Origin of the sequence: Erwinia sp. 198 (genome assembly GCF_003937915.1) — a bacterium.
GTDB classification, from domain to species: domain Bacteria; phylum Pseudomonadota; class Gammaproteobacteria; order Enterobacterales; family Enterobacteriaceae; genus Erwinia; species Erwinia aeris.
Genome location: NZ_RHUM01000001.1, coordinates 41,612 through 60,300, shown reverse-complemented (window position 1 = coordinate 60,300; position 18,689 = coordinate 41,612). Strand labels below are relative to the sequence as shown.

Genomic DNA, 18,689 nt, shown 5'->3' with positions numbered 1-18,689 from the left:
AAGGCTTCAAATCAGGAGAATAAGTCATGGTGCTGATGATCGTCAGCGGGCGTTCTGGTTCCGGTAAGTCCGTCGCGTTGAGGGCGCTGGAGGATATGGGCTTCTACTGCGTGGATAATCTGCCCGTGGTGCTGCTACCGGAGCTGGCCAGGTCACTGGCGGATCGTAACATCTCGGCGGCCGTCAGTATTGACGTGCGTAATATGCCAGAGTCCCCGGAAATCTTTGAGAAGGCGCTGACCGGCCTCCCCGACAGCTTTTCGCCGCAGCTGCTGTTTCTGGATGCCGATCGCAATACGCTGATCCGGCGCTACAGCGATACCCGACGCCTGCATCCGCTTTCCAGTAAAAATCTTTCGCTGGAAAGCGCCATTGATGAAGAGAGCGATCTGCTGGAGCCGCTTCGCTCGCGTGCGGATCTGATCGTCGATACCTCGGAGATGTCGGTGCACGAACTGGCCGAAATGCTGCGCACTCGCCTGTTAGGCAAGCGTGAACGTGAACTGACGATGGTGTTTGAATCCTTTGGCTTCAAGCACGGCATTCCGATCGATGCCGATTACGTGTTCGACGTCCGCTTCCTGCCGAACCCGCACTGGGATCCAAAATTGCGGCCGATGACGGGACTGGATCGTCCGGTGGCCGCTTTCCTGGATCGTCATACCGAAGTGCACAATTTTATCTATCAGACGCGCAGCTATCTTGAACTGTGGCTGCCGATGCTGGAAACCAACAACCGCAGCTATCTTACCGTGGCGATTGGCTGTACAGGCGGCAAGCATCGCTCGGTTTACATTGCCGAACAGCTCGCTGACTATTTCCGCTCGCGCGGCAAGAACGTGCAGTCCCGTCATCGTACTCTGGAAAAGCGCAAATCATGACCGTTAAACAAGTGGTTGAGATCAAAAACAAGCTGGGTATGCATGCCAGACCGGCGATGAAGCTGTTTGAACTGGTGCAAAGCTTCGACGCCGAGGTGCTGCTACGCAACGAGAGCGGTACGGAAGCGGAAGCCAGCAGCGTTATTGCATTGCTGATGCTGGATTCGGCGAAAGGCGGGCAGATTGAGATAGAAGCCAGCGGGCCGGAAGAAGAAAAAGCGCTGGCGGCAGTGATTGAACTCTTTAATGCCGGCTTCGACGAGGATTAATCAGCCGCTCAGACGCGCTCAGCCCCCCTGAGCGCGGTTCTTTACCCTCAGCGTACCTTTACTTCTCTTCCTGGCCTATTACGCGACTGAGCGCTGTCCCTGCTCGTGATGCTCTGCATACGTTGACGTGCGCCTGAGCGCGGTTCTTTCTCGTCAGGCCGCCCTTTCTGTCAGCGTAGCTTATGCGCGTTCAGAAAGCCTTCCCCGCCCAGCTGGCGCATCTGGCGTAAGATCCACTGCTGCCGCTGGCGCACATAGGCCGACGGCGCGTCGGCGCGAAAACGGATCGGGTTCGGCAACACGGCCGCCAGCAATGCTGCTTCCGCCATTGTCAGGCGGCTGGCGGGCTTATGAAAATAGCGTTGCGATGCTTCTTCCACGCCAAATATGCCCTCGCCGAACTCTGCTACGTTCAGATAGACCGTCAAAATGCGCCGTTTTGTCCACACGGTTTCGATCGCAACCGTCAGGCCCGCTTCCAGTCCCTTACGTATCCAGCTGCGCCCATCCCATAAAAACACGTTCTTTGCGGTTTGCTGCGAGAGCGTAGAAGCGCCGCGCATTCGGGCCTCTTCGCCATCCAGCACCGACTGGATCGCCTGTACGTCAAATCCCCAGTGGTTAGGAAATTTTTGATCCTCAGAGGCGATAACCGCCAGCGGCATCCAGGGAGAGATATTTTTCATCTCTACCCAGTCTGAATGCGCGGCGTAGCGGAAATCGCCGCTCAGCCATGCGCCGATCTGCCTTTCTGCCATCACGGCAGAGAAAGGTACGGGCAAAAAAGAAAAAAGCAGGATCCCGGCGAGCACGATCCCGGCCAGGCCGATCGTCAATCGTAATGCCCAGGTTTTTAGCCGCTGTCCGCTGATTTTTTTGCGCTGCTTCATTAAAATTTATCCATTATGATCTTATGAATTCACGTAACAGGAACCCGTTCGTGCAATGTAAAAAATGGGTGCGGGGCGCAACGCATTTGACTTAATGTAAACGTTTGCATGCGCTTACAACTTGAAGCACTTTGTAAATGTGTCAGGTGCTTCAATCACTTCCGCGCACCAGGAATCGGTTCCATGCCGTAAACGAACCTGTAGTGATGAAGAAATAATCAGCCCGATTCGCCCACATAACGTCAACCAATTCATTCATACCACTTATAAATTGCGTGAGTTAGCTTTTGCTAATGTTATCTTAAAGGCCCCTCAGAATGGCCGTGGGCCCGGGTTATGCTTTTCGGTTAGTGAGCGAAAATTGCCCCTTTATTTAAAAGGATTACGATAAAAATATGATTATTAATCGTTAATTCCTTCCAATATCACTTTCCATTTTGCTGTACCGTACGGTTTCACCAGAGAGACACCAATCTCACAAAAAGGACATGTTTTACATGGAGTTAAATATTTGCCAGCCGGGGTGAAATTCTTTTAGCATTACTGCTAGCGATCAATGGAACCGGTTACCTGTCTACGTCAATCAAAACCGGACAAAAACTGGCACAATTGTACAATTTTTGCGCAAGATCGCGAATAAATTCATTCCGTGCTTGACTGTATCATCAAATTAATGTTTTCTGTCTGCAAACGCTGCTCCACATCACACATTTTAATGAATCTTGTAACATGTGATGGGAGTTTTGCTAAGGTAGTTCCTGAGCGTTTTACCCAATACCGCGCCTGCGCTTCGATACTCTTACTTTAAGAACAGCGTAGGCCTCAAGTTTCCCTGGTGTTGGCGCAGTATTCGCGCACCCCGGCCTCGGTCGGGGTCATTTTTTTTGGGCCTTTGCCACCCATTCCCGCAGTACCGCAACGTCGTTACGCCACTCGTGTTTCAGCTCGTCAATCCACTCCTGCACATTGTCCCACCACGCCGGCAGCTCAGGGCTTTGGATCTGTTTCGCCAGCTGCTGTAAATGAACCAGACCAACCGATCCCGCCGCGCCTTTGATCTTGTGCCCTTCTTCCGCAATGCCTTTTTGATCGCGCGCGGTCATGTTCAAATCCAATACTTCCAGATAACCTGGCATCATCTTTTCAAACATTTCCAGACTCTGCACAATCAGCTGTGGCCCAACCAGCTCGATATACTGCTCCAGCATGGTAATATCCAGCAGCACGGGTGCGTCAGAGTGAGAAGGTTCCGCCGGCTCGTTCTCCTGCTCCTGGTAGTCCCAGTATTTCTGGATAATGGCGGTCAGCGCCGGTACCGCCAGCGGTTTACTCAGCACGTCGTCCATGCCCGCATCCAGATACTCTTTTTTATCTTTAAGCACGTTAGCGGTCAGCGCCACCAGCGGCGGCAGCTGTTGATGGCCGTGGCGCCGATGGATTTCCCTCGCCACGTCAAGACCGGTCATATCCGGCAGCTGAATATCCAGCAGCACCAGGTCAAACTCTTCGGGATCGAACATCGTCAGCGCTTCTGCGCCCGTCATGGCCACTTCCACGCTGTTACCCAGCTTCTCCAGCACCGAACGCGCTACGACCACGTTCAGCTCAATATCCTCAACCAGCAGGACGTGCAGCGCCGGTAGCGGCATGTCGTCCGCTGGCTGCTCGGCCTCATGCTGCGTTACGACGCGCGGCGCATTAACCGTCAGCGTAAAGCAGGAGCCCTTACCGGGCGCGCTGCGCACGCTGATATCCCCGCCCATGCTCTGCGCCAGTCGACGCGAAACCGCCAGCCCAATGCCGGTGCCGGTCGCCGGTTTACCGCCATGCTGATCTTTCACCTGATAATACATGGCAAAGATTTTGTCCTGCTCGTCCTGCGGGATCCCCATGCCGGAATCTTCCACTTCAAAACGCAGACAGTCTTCGCCCTGATAGGCCACCCGCACGATAATGCTGCCCTGCTGGGTAAATTTCACCGCGTTGCCGATCAGGTTCCACAGGATCTGACGCAGCCGCGTGCCGTCGGTGATAATTTTATGCGGTAAAGGCGGATGGGCGTCGAGCACGAACTTCAGCCCTTTCGGCTGGGCCAGCAGGCCGGAGAGATTCTCCAAATCCGCCAGGAAGCCGGTAAAATCAACCGGCTGGTTATCCAGCTGCACCTTGCGGCGCTCGATCTTATCCATTTCGATAACGTCATTGAAAATATTGCCCAGCGTGATGGCCGAGACGTGGATGGTTTTCAGGTATTTCAACTGTTCCGGGTTAAGCTCGGTATCCAGCAGGATGCGGCTTAGCCCGACGATGCCGTTAAGCGGCGTACGAAGCTCGTGGCTGATCGTAGAGATAAAAGTGGTCTTTTCCCTGCTCGCGTTCTCTAAAGCGTCCTGGTAGCGTTTACGCTCGGTTATATCGCGTCCAAAGCCCATCAGCCCGCTGCGTTTGCCAACGCGGTCGTAATAAGGCACTTTACGGATCTCAAAGCAGGCCTTGCGTCCATCGGGATACTGCAGCCACTGCTCGTAGGTCAGCGAGACGTTATGGCGAAACACCTTCTCGTCCGTTTCCAGCACTTTGGTCGCGGCGTCACGATCGTAGACATCGTGCGGCGTCAGGCCGATAAGCTGCTTCTCGCTTTTGCCCGTCAGCAGCTCCATGGCCCGGTTGCAGCCGGAAAACTGCTGATCGATATTGCGGTAGAACACCAGATCGGGTGAGGCATCCAGAAACGAACGCAGGAAAGAAGACTGCTGCTCCAGCTCAATTTGCGCCTGCTCACGCCTGGTCATCTCCTCCGTCAGTTTGTCCATCACCTGCAGGCGCGCTTTTTCCGCCTTGATACGATCGGCGATCTCCTGATTGAGCTGGGTAATGTTCTCCTTCATCTGCTGGTTTAGCTCCAGATCGCGATGGCGCATCTCTTCCAGCTTATCCACCAGGCGCGCCAGGCGCTGCCGCGACTCCTCCAGCTGCTCGACCACTACCGACAGGAAATAGACGGCCCACGGCGTTATCAGCAACCCGAAAAAGACCGAGCGAACCATATCAATGCTTTCTACATGTCCGCGCAGCACCATCGTGACCGCCATCTGCACGATCATCGCCAGCACTACCAGCGCCGAAGCCAGCAGCAAAGAAAAGCGTACCAGCCCCAGCTTCACCATTAAATCGACGTAGTACTGGGCTAACAGACGAATTTGTTTCATAAAAGGTCCCTTCGAGAGCAGTACCGTCAATCATACCGCAAAAGCTTAAAAGACAAAGGTAACGGCTCCCTGCGCAGACTGCACCGCTTCGGTGCAGTCTGAAAGCAAAGCCACGATTGACGTCCCGCGCCTGTCAAAAAAACAGGTCATTATCGTCTTATGCCATCCGCCAGGCCTGCCGCCGTTTAACCCCGAAGAAGCATGGCCGTCTGGCGAACGCCGCCGCTGTTGGTTGAGGGTAAGCGTGACCGCGCCCCGCGCGGTCATTGACTTTCGTTGCCAACAGACTTTGTAACAGCGGTACAGGGTATACGCCGTTGAGCGCCATCGGTACGCGAAAAGTGATGTTTAACCTGTGCATAGCCCGTTTTGCCTTAAGTGCATCATCCGTTTTTGAAATTCATAGCGATAAGCGCCTGCCGCCGCGCTTTCGCCCGAAAAGCAATGAATAAAAATTCACATTAAACGTGAATGCAATCAAAACCAGCCTGATTAATTTTACTAATGATGCCTGGAGGTTTAATTCAAATAAGCATCCCTGTTAAAAACAGCCAGTTTCAATAATTAAGGCCACTTTCTTAGCATTTTCTGCTGGCAATACCCCCAGCACCAGCATGGTGCAGAGATTTGCGGCCTGCACTACAGTGAGACAGTTCACACTTCCCGGGGGATAAATGACAAAACTATACATAGAAAAAATAGCAATAAAACATTATAAAACAAAAACATGCTTAACATACACACCCACAAAGCCTCCCTAAGCGCGCTATTTGACCTGAGTACGCTTTCCCGATAAGTTGGAATTTCGCTGGAAGCGTTCCTGACGGGCCAGTGTCTCGGCATATCTATGCAGCAAGAAGACTCCCCAGGCTTTCTCCTCTCAGAGACCCGGAAAATGATGAGCAGCTCCCTTCAGCCTGGCCTGAAGAGAACATGCCCGGCGCACAGTCGCCCACTTAAAAGCAGTCAGGAAAAAACGATACAGAGCCAGGGGAGTCCTCTCCATTGCATTCTGTGCCTGAAATAACGTAGGTAATGTCAAAGAAGTCAGGAGGTCTGCCATGTCCAATCCAAAAGCGTTTCCCTATGGTCTGTATGACCCATCGAAAGAAAACGACAGCTGCGGCGTCGGTTTCATTACCCGTAAGGACGGCGAGCAGACCCATGAGATTCTTCAGATGGCGCACAGCGCGCTCTGCACCGTGCCGCATCGCGGCGGCATGTCTGCCGAGGGCGTAGGCGACGGCGCGGGTGTTAACGTTGATATTTCCCTGCACTTTTTCCGCAAAATTACCGGGATGCCGCTCAATTCCGGCCGCTTTGGCGTCGGCAACTTTTTCGTGCCGAAAGACGATGCGCTCCGCGCCAACGCCGAAGGGCTGGTAGAAGAGACGCTGGCCGCACACGGGCTGGAGGTGATCCTCAAGCGCGAGCTACCGCTGGATACCAGCGTATTGCGTCCCGCCGCCCTTCAGTTCCAGCTGCCTATCATACAGTGGATTTTTAACGCGCCTGCCGAGGTGGCAGACCAGAATGCCTTTGAAAAACGCATCTATCGCGCCCTGCTGGCTATCGAAGCGCGCGCCTTTACCGAAAGTGAATTCGGCGGGCTTTACCCACTTTCTCTTTCGTCGCGTACTCAGGTGTTCAAAGCGCGCCTGAACTCCAACGAAGTGATCCCCTATTTCAAGGATCTGACCGATCCGGATCACCAGGTGCGCGGCCTGTTTTTCCATACCCGTTTTTCGACCAATACCGATCCACATACCACAATGGCTCAGCCGTTCCGCCTGATGGCGCATAACGGCGAACTGAACACCGACCGTAAAAACCGCATCGCCGAAGCCGCGCTGGCGCTGGCTCGCGGCAAGAAGATCGTCCGCCCGAAGGGGCAGTCCGACAGTTCGCGTCTGGATCAAAGCATCCACAGCCGCCTGATGGAAGATAACCTCGATTTAATCAACGCCGTGGTTTCAATGATGCCGCCCGCGTGGGAAAACGACGATACGCTGTCGCCGGAAGTGCGCGCCATGCTGGAGTATTTCTCACTGTACGAAGAGAAAAACGACGGCCCGGCCGCGCTGATTTTCGGCAACGGTGACGTCATCGGCGCGCGTCTGGATCGCCTTGGCCTGCGCCCGCTGCGCTCGGTGGAAACCGCCGAGTATATCGGCGCAATGTCGGAAGCCGGTCAGATCGCCTTCCCACCAGAGAGCGTGCTGCGTCGTGGCCGTATCGAAGCGGGCGGGATGCTTTATTACGATCACAGCGAAAAACGCAGCTACACCACGCTGGAGGCGCTGGAAAAACTGGCGGCGGAAAAAGACTATCCGACGCTGCTGGCGCAGGCGCGCGTAACGCTGAAAGACCTGCCGGTGGTGCCTGCGGAAATTCAGGGATCGCCTTTACGCTACAGCGGCGACCTGAAAACCTATCAGCGCTTTGTGGCCTACTACTACAACCAGGAAAGTTTCAAGTTCATGATGGATCCGATGCTGGCGACCGGCGCGGAGAAAATCTCCGCCATGGGCTACGGCAACGCCATCAACGGGCTTTCCGATCATGAAGGCGGCATGGCGCACTACTTCTCGCAGCGTTTTGCGCAGGTAACCAACCCGCCGCTGGACTCCATCCGCGAAGTGGACGGCATGACGCTGCGCGTCGCGCTGGGCGCCAAGCCGCACCTGGGCCGCAGCAAAGGGCGGCAGATTATCGTGCCGACGCCGATCCTGACGCATCTGGATATGCTGCAGCTGCGCGAGCAGGACGTGGCGCCATACGCCCGTTTCGACATGCTTTATCGTCCGGTCGTGGGCAGCGATGCGCAAAGCCGCGCCGATAACGCCGCCGCGCTGGAACAGGCCATTGACGATCTGGCGCAGCAGGTGGTGGATTTCGCCCGCGAACAGGGCGGGATCGCGGTGCTGACCGACCGTCATATCTCAAGCGAGCGCGCCGCCATACCGATGCTGCTGGTCGTTTCCGCCATTAACCAGCGTCTGGTACAGGAAGGCCTGCGTCTGGACGTATCGCTGGTGGTCGAAAGCGGACAGAGCATCTCTTCGCACCATATCGCCGCCGCGCTGGGCTTTGGCGCATCTGCTATCTATCCACTTGGCGTACAAATGCGCGCCGAAGAGAAATATGGCGAAGGCGAAGAAGGCAATAAGGCCTTTAAGCGCTATGCCAAAGCGGCAGAAAAAGCGCTGATGAAAACCATGGGTAAGGTTGGCCTTTGTACGGTTGAAAGCTACAGCTGCGGTGAATTCTTCGAACCTAACTTCCTGGATACGGAAGATCGGGTGCTGAAGAAATATTTCCCGAATATCAAAACGCCGGTCGGCGGCGCGGGCTTCGCTACTATCGCGCAAATGGCCGTGGACTGGCACCAGAGCGCGCTGAGAATTCAGGGCGAATCAGAGGTGCCGCTGCTGGGCCTGTTTAAAGAGCGTGCCGAAGGCGCGGGTCACTCTTACGGCACTATCGCGGTGCGAACGTTTATCGATATGACGGAGCAGCCGCTGCGCTTTGTCGACAAGCCGCGTGAAGAAGATGAGTTTATTCGTCTGCTGACGCTGGCCCGTCTGGATAACGCTTTTAGCATCAAGCCGGAGTCCTTTGCCGACAGCAGCTTTAAGCGGATCCCGAATGCGACCATCGACAGCTTTACCATTACGCAGGACTACCGTGAATTCTCCAGCCAGATGCAGGAAGAGCGTAAACGCCGTCCGGCGGCGCTGCGCGATATCCTGACGTTCCCGGCGGATCTGACCCACGTGGACAGCGAAGCAGAATTTTCCCGCAAGCTGGGCCGCTATTCACTGATCAATAACGGGTTTGCCGTGCGCGGCCTGCTGTGCGAAGCCACCGACGGCAGCGAAGGTCGCTTCACGCTGCGGCTTTCCGACACCATCAAGGGGCTGAAAACCGAGGTGGAACGTCTTTCCGCCCTGCTGGGCGCGCTGAAAGGCCGTTTCGCCGACGAGATTGCCAGCGGCGAAGTCACGGCGAACGGACTGCATATTATTGCCAGCGGCAAAGCGGCGGACTATCTGTCGCGTATGTTTACCACGTCGCCTTCGCTGCCGTTAAGCGAAGTGCAGCCGGCAAGCGAAATCACCCGCACCTTCGCTTCCGGCGCCATGAGCCACGGCGCGCTGGTGGCCCCGGCCCATGAGGCGGTGGCGCACGGTACCAATATGGTCGGCGGCATGAGCAACTGCGGCGAAGGCGGCGAACACTATTCGCGTCACGGCACTATCCGCGCCTCGCGCATCAAGCAGCTGGCCTCCGGTCGTTTCGGCGTCTGGGCGGCCTATCTGGCGGATCCGATGCTGGAAGAGCTGGAAATCAAAATCGGCCAGGGCGCCAAGCCCGGCGAAGGCGGCCAGCTGCCTGCGGCCAAAGTCACCGTAGAGATCGCGGCGGCGCGCGGCGGCACGCCTGGCGTGGAGCTGGTTTCGCCGCCGCCGCACCATGACACCTATTCCATTGAGGATTTGGCGCAGCTGATCCACGACTGTAAAGCGGCGCGCGTGCGCGTCATCGTCAAGCTGGTGTCGTCTGAGGGCATCGGCACCATCGCCGTCGGCGTGGCGAAAGCGGGCGCGGACGTGATTAACGTGGCGGGCAATACCGGCGGCACCGGCGCGGCTTCGGTCACCAGCCTGAAATATACCGGCCGCGTGGCGGAAATCGGCATTGCGGAAGTGCATCAGGCGCTGTGTGCCAACGGCCTGCGTGACAAAGTGCTGCTGCGCAGCTCCGGCGCGCAGCAAACCGGCAGCGACGTGGTGAAATCCGCGCTGTTGGGCAGCGACAGCTTCGAATTCGGCACCACGGCGCTGATGATGCTGAAGTGCGTAATGGCGAAAAACTGCAACGTGAAGTGCCCGGCCGGTCTGACCACCAACGCCGAAGCCTTTGACGGCGATCCTCGCCAGCTGGCGCAGTATTTTATGAACGTGGCGCATGAAGTGCGTGAGATCCTGGCGCGTCTGGGCCTGCGCTCGCTGCGCGAAGCGCGCGGCCGTTCCGATCTGCTGCACCTGATGGATCACCCGCTTGAAGTCGGCAAGCTGGATCTGCGCGCCATGCTCACCGTGGTGCCGGAAATCAAAATCATGCAGCCGGTCTATCTGGAAAAAGATTATGAGCTGGACGATAACTGGATCGCGCAGGTCGAAAACGCGCTGGCAACGGCAAGCGTTATCGAACTGGGCAACGGCATCACATTGAACAACCGCAATAAGAGCGTCGGCGGCCAGCTGGCTATCGATATCGAACGCCTGCTGAACCACAAGCTGAGCAAAGCGGAACTGGCGGCGATGCCTGCCGCACTGGCCGACGATCGGGGTCGCCACTACCTGGCGCCGGAAACGGTGAAGATCGCCACGTCCGGCTCGGCCGGGCAGTCCTACGGCGTATTCTGCAACGACGGCATGCAGCTGCGCCATCGCGGTACCTGTAACGACGGCGTGGGCAAAGGCCAGTGCGGCGGCGAAATCGTGGTGATGTCGCCGGGCGGCGGCTCGCAGGACGCGGAAGGCAACGTATTAATCGGCAACTTCGCGCTGTTTGGCGCCACCGGCGGCCGACTGTTCGTCCAGGGCCAGGCGGGCGACCGTTTTGCCGTGCGTAACTCCGGCGCCACGGCAGTGGTCGAAGGCGTGGGTGATTTCTGCTGCGAATATATGACCAACGGCGCGGTGCTGAACCTGGGCACCTTCGGCACCGGCTTCGGCAACGGCATGAGCGGCGGCTTCGCTTATCAGTACGACCCGTACCGCAAGCTGGCGAGCCATGCGGCAGGCGACTCCGTGCTGTTCGGCTCTATCACGGATAACGATGAGATGGCCAGAACGCATAAAGATGCGGTGCTGACCATGCTGCGCTGGCATCTTGCGGCGACCGGTTCACCGCGTGCGGCCTGGCTGCTGGCGCACTGGGAAACCGAATGCCAGCACTTTGTCTACGTTATGCCGCGTTCGCTGCTGCTTTATCAGGACGGCAAGGAGATCCTCAAGGCAAAAGCACGTAAGGATCTGCTGGAAGAGCTGTCTACCGCGATGGCCGCCCACCAGGTAGCGAAGTTTAAAGCCGCCTGGCGCAACAAATCCGCTATCGCCAACGGCGCGGTGCCTGCTTACGGCGCGACCGATACGCCGGAGATGTTTGTCCTGCTGAACAACTATACCGTGCTCAGCTTTGCGCAGCAGCTCGCGCTTTCACGCCTGCCGAAAGGCACCTCGGTGAATAACGTCGCCGTGGAAAAAGCGGTACGCAACCTGCTGATGACGGAAGATTTCGCGCTGGTCAGCAAGCTACAGCGTCATGCGCGCTCGGCGATTGAAAATTACAGCGATGACGAGCTGGCGTGTCTGATCGCCGCCAAACGCATGGCGGATTACAAAGCGGCGCTGACGCAGCGCAACATCCGCTCGATGGATAGCCTGGCAACCTATGGCTGGATTATCTATCAGGATGCGCGCAACCGCGAAGTGCTGGGAGGACTGCCGGACTTTGAGGAGCTGTTCGCCCGCGCCGCGCTGCCGGAGATTGCTGCTGCCGTCGGGAAACTCTCCTGACGACCGGCTCCTGTTTATATGACGGATCGAGTAAAGAAAACAGATGAAAATTCCTTACATTCCTGAAGACGCGCCGTTTAACGGCGAGCAGAAATACTGGCTGGCGGGTTTCCTTGCCGGATTACATTCACGCCTGCTGGTACTGGAAGAGCGTCCGCAGGCCGACAGCGGCACCGGCGCGGCCACCACCACGCAGCTGCATATCCTGTTCGGCTCGCAAACCGGCAACGCGGAAGCGCTGGCGCAGAGCGCGGCGAAAGCCGCCCGCGACAGCGGGCTGGTGCCGGTGGTTCAGGCGCTGGGCGAGGTGGACATTGAGATTTTCGCCTCCATGCGGCACGTGCTGGTGATCACCTCGACCTATGGCGAAGGCGAAATGCCGGATAACGCCCAGCTGTTCTGGCAGGCGATCTCCGCCAGCACCGCGCCGCGTCTTGAGCAGATGAACTTCGCCGTGCTGGCTATTGGCGATACCGGTTATGACGGCTTCTGCCAGGCGGGTAAATTTATTGATATGCGCCTGGAGCAGCTGGGCGCGAAGCGTCTTTACGATCGTATTGACTGCGATATTGACTATGAAGAGCCTTCGCAGCAGTGGCTGACCGCCTCTATGCCCCAGTTTGCCGCCAGCGCGGGCAGCAGCGGCAAAGCGCTGGAAAACCGTCCCGAAGCGCCGGTTATTCCGGGCAGCAATAAACAGAATCCTTATGCGGCAGCACTGGTGACCAACCGACGCCTGTCGGGGCCGGATTCTGATAAAGATATCCGCCACTATGAGTTCGATCTCACCGATAGCGGCCTGAAATATGAAGCGGGCGATGCGCTGGGCGTTATCCCGGTTAACGACCCGACGCTGGTTAGCCTGCTGCTGGCGCAGCTGAAGGCGGACTACGATACACCGGTATCAGGCTATGACCGCAGCCTGGGCGATCTGCTGACCTATCAGTTTGAAATTTCCGAACCTTCACGCAAGCTGATTGAGTGGGTAGGCCAGAACACCACCAACCAGGAGCTGCGTCACGTGCTGCAGCATGATGATAAAGATGCAATGGGCGTCTGGCTGTGGGGCAAAGATTCGCTGGATCTGCTGCAGCTGGAGCTGGCGCGCACCATCGGCATTCCTGAGTTTGTGGCGCTGCTGCGTCCGTTGCAGCATCGCGCCTATTCCATCTCGTCCAGCTCGAAGGCGCATCCAAACCAGGTGCATCTGACTATCGCTTCCGTGCGCTATCACAGTGCGGGTCGCGCGCGCAGCGGCGTCTGTTCTACCTATCTGGCGGAACGCGTGGGTCGCGGCGAGAAACCGTCGATCTTTATTTCGCCTAACAAAGCTTTTCGCGTTCCCGCAGACGGCAATACGCCGCTGATTATGGTCGGCCCCGGCACCGGCATCGCGCCCTTCCGCGCTTTTTTGCAGGAGCGCGAGGCAACCGGCGCTAAAGGTAAAAACTGGCTGTTCTTCGGCGACCAGCGCCTTGAGCATGACTTTATCTATCGCGACGAGCTGCTGAACTGGCAGGAAAAAGGCGTGTTGAACCGTCTGGATTTGGCCTTTTCACGCGATCAGGCAAAAAAAATCTACGTACAGAACCGTATGATGGAACAGGGCGCGGAGCTGTACGCGTGGCTACAGGAAGGCGCCTGTTTTTACGTCTGCGGCGATGCGTCACGAATGGCTAAAGATGTGGATAAGGCGCTGTACGAGGTTGTTGCCCAGTTCGGCGGCCTGTCGGCAGAGCGCGCGGCGGACTATATCGATCAGCTGAAGAAAGAGAAACGCTACCTGCGCGACGTCTATTGATCTTCACTGCTGGCTGGGCAGCCGCTCAGCCAGCAGTTTCTTTCTGCTCTTCCGCAAGATATCTCACTACGGCAGCGGGATTACCTGCTGCTGCAGCGTATGGTTCTTAATACGCTCAATCGCCGCATATCGCCTCACCGTGACGCCCGGCCCAAAAGTCACCCGATCTTCGACCGTCACATTCTGCCAGGCAATAATGACGGTTCCCAGCAGCACGCGGCCGACACCGATAATAATTTTCCCCCGCCTCAAAGCCGTTACGCTTTATCGCCGTCAGCTTTACCTGCCCGCAGTGAAGGGCCGGCCGGTCCAGCGATTCCAGCCAGGCGCCCTTGCCCAGCGAAATGCAGCGGGACGAATCCGCCCGATCGATAGAGTCTTTGTGGTACGTTTTATCTTTTATCCGGGTGAGCGTAATCGCAGGCTCGCCGGAAAAACTCAGGCCGTTAGCCACTAAGCCCAGTGTTTAAAAGCGCACTGCCAGAGCTGGTCTTTTTGGTGGATTTTCTTAACGGCTATGTCTGAATCGTTTTTATGGTCGGCAATCTGTTTTTGATGCGGGCAATGTACCGAATATATTTCCCGGCCAACGCTGAACTGCTTATTTTGTATAAACAGCCGCACGCCTGGATCGACATCTTCACCGCCTCAGCCATTAAAATCATCATCGAACAGCCCGGCTTTTATCAGCGCCCGACGCGGCATCGCAACATGGTATGCCCAGAGAATATCAAAGGGTGCAGGCCAGGAAGAAATATTATAGCCCGGCTCCTTACGCTGCTGCCGAATATCTTCTGCGTTCATCTCGTTAAGAAATTCACCGAGGCGCCAACGTCCTCTGTCCGAATAAAAGCAGTCAGATCGGCCAGCATAGCGTCGGGTATTTCAAAGCCGTACACAAACTCCCGGCGTACGGCGTTTTCGAGCAATGCTGGGGGCTTTCCCAGCGCGTCCTGCCGCAACATCACCTGTAGCCTCTTATTCAGCAAAGCTTCTCGGTTACAGGTGGGTATAGCTACGCTTACGGCTATTGCCATTCGCTGTATTCCTTAGCGCGCCACAAATTACCCGCGACATATCAGACGAAAAAAGATGATAATTACTATCGCGCCTTAATTAAATATAACTAACGAAGGGTGCCTGGTTTTATTTTTTTATAATAGCTAACCACGTTAAATGCAGCTCAACGCAGAAATAAAAGAGAAAATTATTTGCAGAAATAATCGTATTTTACTAGCTGAATAAAGTTTTATCAGAGATAAGAAAATAAAACAATTACGGCGAGAGATCTTATTTACTGGCGGGCAGACATAAAAAAACCGGCCCTGTTCGGGGCCGGTTTCGCTGTTACGTCTACTTCACCACGCGCAGCGCCGGGCGTCCGCCGCGCGGCGGCGGCTCGTCATTGCCGTCATCGTCCTGACCACTGTCGTCAGGGCGATCGCCGTCAATAACCGACATCACCGTTTCCGGTGATCCATCCTGCTCCGTAGCCGGGTTATATTCACCCGCCTCTTCGTAGGCCGGTTCAGGCTCGAACATCGTGCCCGCGCCGTTTTCACGCGCGTAAATAGCCATCACGGCCGCCAGCGGCACCGAAACCTGACGCGGGACGCCGCCAAAGCGCGCGTTAAACGTCACCTCGTCGTTACCCAGCTCCAGATTGCCTACGGCACGAGGCGCAATGTTCAGCACGATTTGACCGTCGCGCGCATACTCCAGCGGCACCAGCACGCCGGGAAGGTTGATATCCACGACCAGATGAGGCGTCAGCTGATTGTCCAGCAGCCACTCGTAAAAGGCTCGCAGCAGATAGGGACGACGTGCGGTAAGTTGTGACATTTCCATATCAGCCCCGCGTATGCAGGCGCATTTCCCGTTCGGCTTCCGTCAGAGAGGCCAGGAAGGAATCACGTTCAAATACGCGCGTCATATAGCCTTTCAGCTCTTTCGAGCCGGCGCCGATCAGCTCGATACCCATCTGCGGCAGACGCCACAGCAGCGGCGCCAGGTAGCAGTCTACCAGGCTGAATTCTTCGCTCATAAAGAAAGGCGTACGAGAGAACAGCGGCGCTATCGCCAGCAGCTCTTCGCGCAGCTGTTTGCGCGCGGCTTCCGCTTCCTGCGCCGTGCCGTTTTCCACTTTACGCATCAGGCTGTACCAGTCCTGCTCGACGCGATGCATCATCAGACGGCTTTCGCCACGCGCAACCGGGTAGACAGGCATCAGCGGCGGATGCGGGAAACGCTCATCAAGGTATTCCATGATGATGCGGGATTCATACAGCGTCAGTTCACGATCGACTAACGTAGGAACGGTACGGTACGGATTGAGGTCAATCAGATCCTGGGGCAGGCTATCCATTTCTACCTGCTCGATCTCTACGCTGACACCCTTCTCCGCCAGCACAATACGCACCTGATGGCTAAAAATGTCAGTCGGACCAGAAAACAGCGTCATTACCGAACGTTTGTTGGCAGCGACAGCCATGTAAACCTCCAAGTTTATCCAGAAAATTACTGCGCAAGCCCGCCACACGGCGACCAGACGGCTAAATTGCCCCGGCTAACCCGGACGACGCTTCGTCTGTGCAGCCGCCCGGCTAATAGGCACAAAGTGTCACTCAGTTTACCAGATTTTAGCCAGCTTGTGGGGCAGGAATATGGATTTGACGGGAAAATGACAGAGCCCGTCGCGTTTTTACGAGCCAGGCCGAAAATCGGGCAAGAAAAAACCCGGTGCAGGCACCGGGTTTTTCGATAATCGATTCTGCAAGCGCAGAATAAATTAACGCTTGGAGAACTGTGGACGACGACGTGCTTTACGCAGACCGACTTTCTTACGTTCAACCTGACGGGCATCACGGGTAACGAAGCCTGCTTTACGCAGTTCGCCACGCAGTGACTCGTCATATTCCATCAGCGCGCGGGTGATACCGTGACGGATCGCACCAGCCTGACCAGAAATACCACCACCTTTAACGGTGACGTACAGATCGAATTTACCGACCAGGTCCAGCAGTTCCAGCGGCTGGCGAACTACCATGCGGGCAGTTTCGCGACCGAAGTACTGTTCCAGAGAACGCTGGTTGATTACGATGTTACCACTGCCCGGCTTGATAAATACGCGAGCGGTAGAGCTTTTGCGGCGACCAGTGCCGTAGTTTTGATTCTCAGCCATTGCCTGTAATCCCGATTAAATGTCAAGAACTTGCGGTTGCTGTGCCGCATGGTTGTGCTCGTTGCCCGCGTAAACTTTCAGTTTACGGTACATAGCACGACCCAGCGGGCCCTTTGGCAGCATGCCTTTAACCGCGATTTCAATCACACGCTCAGGACGGCGAGCAATCATCTCTTCGAAGGTCGCTTGCTTGATACCACCGATGTGGCCAGTGTGATGATAGTAAATCTTATCGGTACGCTTGTTGCCGGTTACAGCAACTTTGTCAGCGTTCAGAACGATAATGTAATCACCGGTATCTACGTGCGGAGTATATTCCGCTTTATGCTTACCGCGCAGACGACGAGCCAGCTCAGTCGCTAAACGACCTAAAGTTTTGCCCGTTGCGTCAACAACATACCAGTCACGTTGGACGGATTCTGGTTTAGCTGTAAAAGTTTTCATCTAAAAGCTTACCCAAATTAAGTTACACGTTGGTGAAATCCCAAACGCTTGAATAAACGGTTGAGGCTCACACGACCATCTCGACCAGCAAGCCCACCCCTTCGGATAGAGTTACTGGAACACAAAGAGTTTTGGGAAAAAAACCTTTGCTGTAACGTGGGGTCGCAAGATTATAGAGAAGTCGCCCGCAAAGCGCGACCCCTTTTTACAATTAAATGCGTCCCGACGCCGGGAAATTTAACGATTCATGGCAGGTGCGGCAGTCGGAGATACTCTTCGCTTTGCATCTCCTGCAGCCGTGAAACGCAGCGCTGATATTCAAACTTCAGCCGCGCGCCCTGATAGATTTCGTACAGCGTAGCCTCCGCCGAGACGACCAGCTTAACATGCCGTTCGTAAAACTCATCCACCAACGCTAAAAAACGTCGCGCCTGGTCTTCGGTTTTATAGATCATCACCGGCACGTTAAACAGCAGCACGCTGTGAAAACGGCGCGACAGTTCGATGTAGTCGTGCTGGCTGCGCCCTTCGCCGCACAGCGTCAGGAAATCCATCGCCACCACGCCTTCCGCCACGCCCAGCGTCGGCATCTTACGATGGTTGATCTCCAGTACGGGCTTATCGCTGCGATCGCTGCCGGCCAGCGCGACAAACATGCGGTCCATCTCTTTCGTGGTCGCCTCATTGAGCGGCATCATCCACAGATGGGCAGACGTCAGCGTACGCAGACGATAGTCGATGCCTGCATCCACATTCATCACGTCACAGTGCTGTTTTATCATCTCTATGGCAGGCAGAAAGCGTGCCCGCTGCAGGCCGTTGCGATACAGATCGTCCGGCGGAATGTTAGAGGTGGCGACCAGCGTAATCCCTCTGGCGAACAGCGCCTCCATCAGCGTGCCCAGCAGCATGGCGTCAGTGATATCGGAAACGAAGAACTCATCGAAACAGAGCAGATCCGTTTCGCTTTTAAAGCGGTCAGCCACGATCTGTAAAGGATCGCTCTGGCCCTGAAGGCCCGTCAGCTCTTCATGCACGCGCAGCATAAAGCGATGGAAGTGCAGCCGCTGCTTGCGTTCGCCAGGAATTGCCTGAAAAAACATGTCCATCAGCCAGGTTTTGCCCCGGCCGACGCCGCCCCACATATAGAGGCCGCGAACAGGCGTCTGCGGCTCGCTTTTGCCTTTTCCCATGAGCTTATTCAGCCGGCCAAACAGCCCTTTGGTGGGAGCGGCAGAGGCGGGTTCGCGCCGGCTCAGCGCCTGATAAATCCCATCCAGACGGGTAACGGCTTCACGTTGAATATCATCAGGTTGATACTCGCCGTTTTCCAGCGCCCGTTGGTAAAGCGCAAGAGGAGACTTCGTTTGCATAGATTCCCATTCCCTGAATTATTCGGTGCGTCAGGTGATTGATTGTCGAAAAAA

General features: G+C 56.0%; 13 protein-coding genes. 4 read left to right on the top strand and 9 right to left on the bottom strand.

What is annotated here, in order from left to right:
- Positions 1 to 26: 26 nt before the first annotated feature.
- The gene (rapZ, locus tag EGK14_RS00265; protein ID WP_125287083.1) at positions 27 to 881 is read left to right on the top strand and encodes an RNase adapter RapZ; all 855 of its coding nucleotides are present in this window, start codon (positions 27 to 29) and stop codon (positions 879 to 881) included.
- Complete coding sequence (gene npr / locus EGK14_RS00260; RefSeq protein ID WP_125287082.1) at positions 878 to 1,150, top strand: PTS phosphocarrier protein NPr; 273 nt, start codon at positions 878 to 880, stop codon at positions 1,148 to 1,150. The genes rapZ and npr overlap by 4 nt, the downstream gene beginning before the upstream one ends.
- A gap of 170 nt (positions 1,151 to 1,320) precedes the next feature.
- Here the strand turns inward: npr and mtgA are convergent, their stop codons facing one another.
- Together mtgA and arcB are read right to left on the bottom strand one after the other, a co-directional pair.
- Positions 1,321 to 2,040: a monofunctional biosynthetic peptidoglycan transglycosylase gene (mtgA, locus tag EGK14_RS00255; RefSeq protein WP_125287081.1), complete on the bottom strand. Its 720-nt coding sequence runs from the start codon at positions 2,038 to 2,040 to the stop codon at positions 1,321 to 1,323.
- A gap of 875 nt (positions 2,041 to 2,915) precedes the next feature.
- Positions 2,916 to 5,249 carry an aerobic respiration two-component sensor histidine kinase ArcB gene (gene arcB / locus EGK14_RS00250; protein WP_125287080.1) on the bottom strand — a complete coding sequence of 778 codons (2,334 nt, stop codon included), beginning with the start codon at positions 5,247 to 5,249 and terminating at the stop codon, positions 2,916 to 2,918.
- 1,061 nt (positions 5,250 to 6,310) lie between these two features.
- Between arcB and EGK14_RS00245 the strand changes: the two genes are divergently transcribed.
- Entirely contained in the window at positions 6,311 to 11,836 is a 5,526-nt protein-coding gene (locus EGK14_RS00245; protein WP_125287079.1) for a glutamate synthase-related protein, read from the top strand.
- A gap of 43 nt (positions 11,837 to 11,879) precedes the next feature.
- Positions 11,880 to 13,637: a sulfite reductase subunit alpha gene (locus EGK14_RS00240; RefSeq protein ID WP_125287078.1), complete on the top strand. Its 1,758-nt coding sequence runs from the start codon at positions 11,880 to 11,882 to the stop codon at positions 13,635 to 13,637.
- Positions 13,638 to 13,703: 66 nt separating this feature from the next.
- Here the strand turns inward: EGK14_RS00240 and EGK14_RS00235 are convergent, their stop codons facing one another.
- The 7 genes from EGK14_RS00235 to zapE all read right to left on the bottom strand — a co-directional run bounded on the left by EGK14_RS00235 (position 13,704) and on the right by zapE (position 18,635).
- Positions 13,704 to 13,889 carry a hypothetical protein gene (locus EGK14_RS00235; protein WP_125287077.1) on the bottom strand — a complete coding sequence of 62 codons (186 nt, stop codon included), beginning with the start codon at positions 13,887 to 13,889 and terminating at the stop codon, positions 13,704 to 13,706.
- A gap of 396 nt (positions 13,890 to 14,285) precedes the next feature.
- Positions 14,286 to 14,441 carry a hypothetical protein gene (locus EGK14_RS21180; RefSeq protein WP_158616014.1) on the bottom strand — a complete coding sequence of 52 codons (156 nt, stop codon included), beginning with the start codon at positions 14,439 to 14,441 and terminating at the stop codon, positions 14,286 to 14,288.
- 549 nt (positions 14,442 to 14,990) lie between these two features.
- Positions 14,991 to 15,485 carry a ClpXP protease specificity-enhancing factor gene (gene sspB / locus EGK14_RS00230; protein WP_125287076.1) on the bottom strand — a complete coding sequence of 165 codons (495 nt, stop codon included), beginning with the start codon at positions 15,483 to 15,485 and terminating at the stop codon, positions 14,991 to 14,993.
- Position 15,486: 1 nt separating this feature from the next.
- The gene (gene sspA / locus EGK14_RS00225; protein WP_125287075.1) at positions 15,487 to 16,128 is read right to left on the bottom strand and encodes a stringent starvation protein SspA; all 642 of its coding nucleotides are present in this window, start codon (positions 16,126 to 16,128) and stop codon (positions 15,487 to 15,489) included.
- A gap of 297 nt (positions 16,129 to 16,425) precedes the next feature.
- Positions 16,426 to 16,818, bottom strand: coding sequence for a 30S ribosomal protein S9 (rpsI, locus tag EGK14_RS00220; RefSeq protein ID WP_125287074.1), 393 nt, complete (start codon positions 16,816 to 16,818; stop codon positions 16,426 to 16,428).
- Between the two features lie 15 nt (positions 16,819 to 16,833).
- Entirely contained in the window at positions 16,834 to 17,262 is a 429-nt protein-coding gene (rplM, locus tag EGK14_RS00215) for a 50S ribosomal protein L13 (protein ID WP_125287073.1), read from the bottom strand.
- A 245-nt stretch (positions 17,263 to 17,507) separates the two neighbouring features.
- A complete protein-coding gene (gene zapE, locus EGK14_RS00210; protein ID WP_125287072.1) occupies positions 17,508 to 18,635 on the bottom strand; it encodes a cell division protein ZapE in 1,128 nt (375 codons plus the stop codon).
- Positions 18,636 to 18,689 lie beyond the last annotated feature (54 nt).

Coding starts and splice junctions, on each gene's coding strand:
- rapZ (WP_125287083.1), top strand. CDS start 27: ATGGTGCTGATGATCGTCAGCGGGCGTTCTGGTTCCGGTAAGTCCGTC.
- npr (WP_125287082.1), top strand. CDS start 878: ATGACCGTTAAACAAGTGGTTGAGATCAAAAACAAGCTGGGTATGCAT.
- mtgA (WP_125287081.1), bottom strand. CDS start 2,040: ATGAAGCAGCGCAAAAAAATCAGCGGACAGCGGCTAAAAACCTGGGCA.
- arcB (WP_125287080.1), bottom strand. CDS start 5,249: ATGAAACAAATTCGTCTGTTAGCCCAGTACTACGTCGATTTAATGGTG.
- EGK14_RS00245 (WP_125287079.1), top strand. CDS start 6,311: ATGTCCAATCCAAAAGCGTTTCCCTATGGTCTGTATGACCCATCGAAA.
- EGK14_RS00240 (WP_125287078.1), top strand. CDS start 11,880: ATGAAAATTCCTTACATTCCTGAAGACGCGCCGTTTAACGGCGAGCAG.
- EGK14_RS21180 (WP_158616014.1), bottom strand. CDS start 14,441: ATGAACGCAGAAGATATTCGGCAGCAGCGTAAGGAGCCGGGCTATAAT.
- sspB (WP_125287076.1), bottom strand. CDS start 15,485: ATGGAAATGTCACAACTTACCGCACGTCGTCCCTATCTGCTGCGAGCC.
- sspA (WP_125287075.1), bottom strand. CDS start 16,128: ATGGCTGTCGCTGCCAACAAACGTTCGGTAATGACGCTGTTTTCTGGT.
- rpsI (WP_125287074.1), bottom strand. CDS start 16,818: ATGGCTGAGAATCAAAACTACGGCACTGGTCGCCGCAAAAGCTCTACC.
- rplM (WP_125287073.1), bottom strand. CDS start 17,262: ATGAAAACTTTTACAGCTAAACCAGAATCCGTCCAACGTGACTGGTAT.
- zapE (WP_125287072.1), bottom strand. CDS start 18,635: ATGCAAACGAAGTCTCCTCTTGCGCTTTACCAACGGGCGCTGGAAAAC.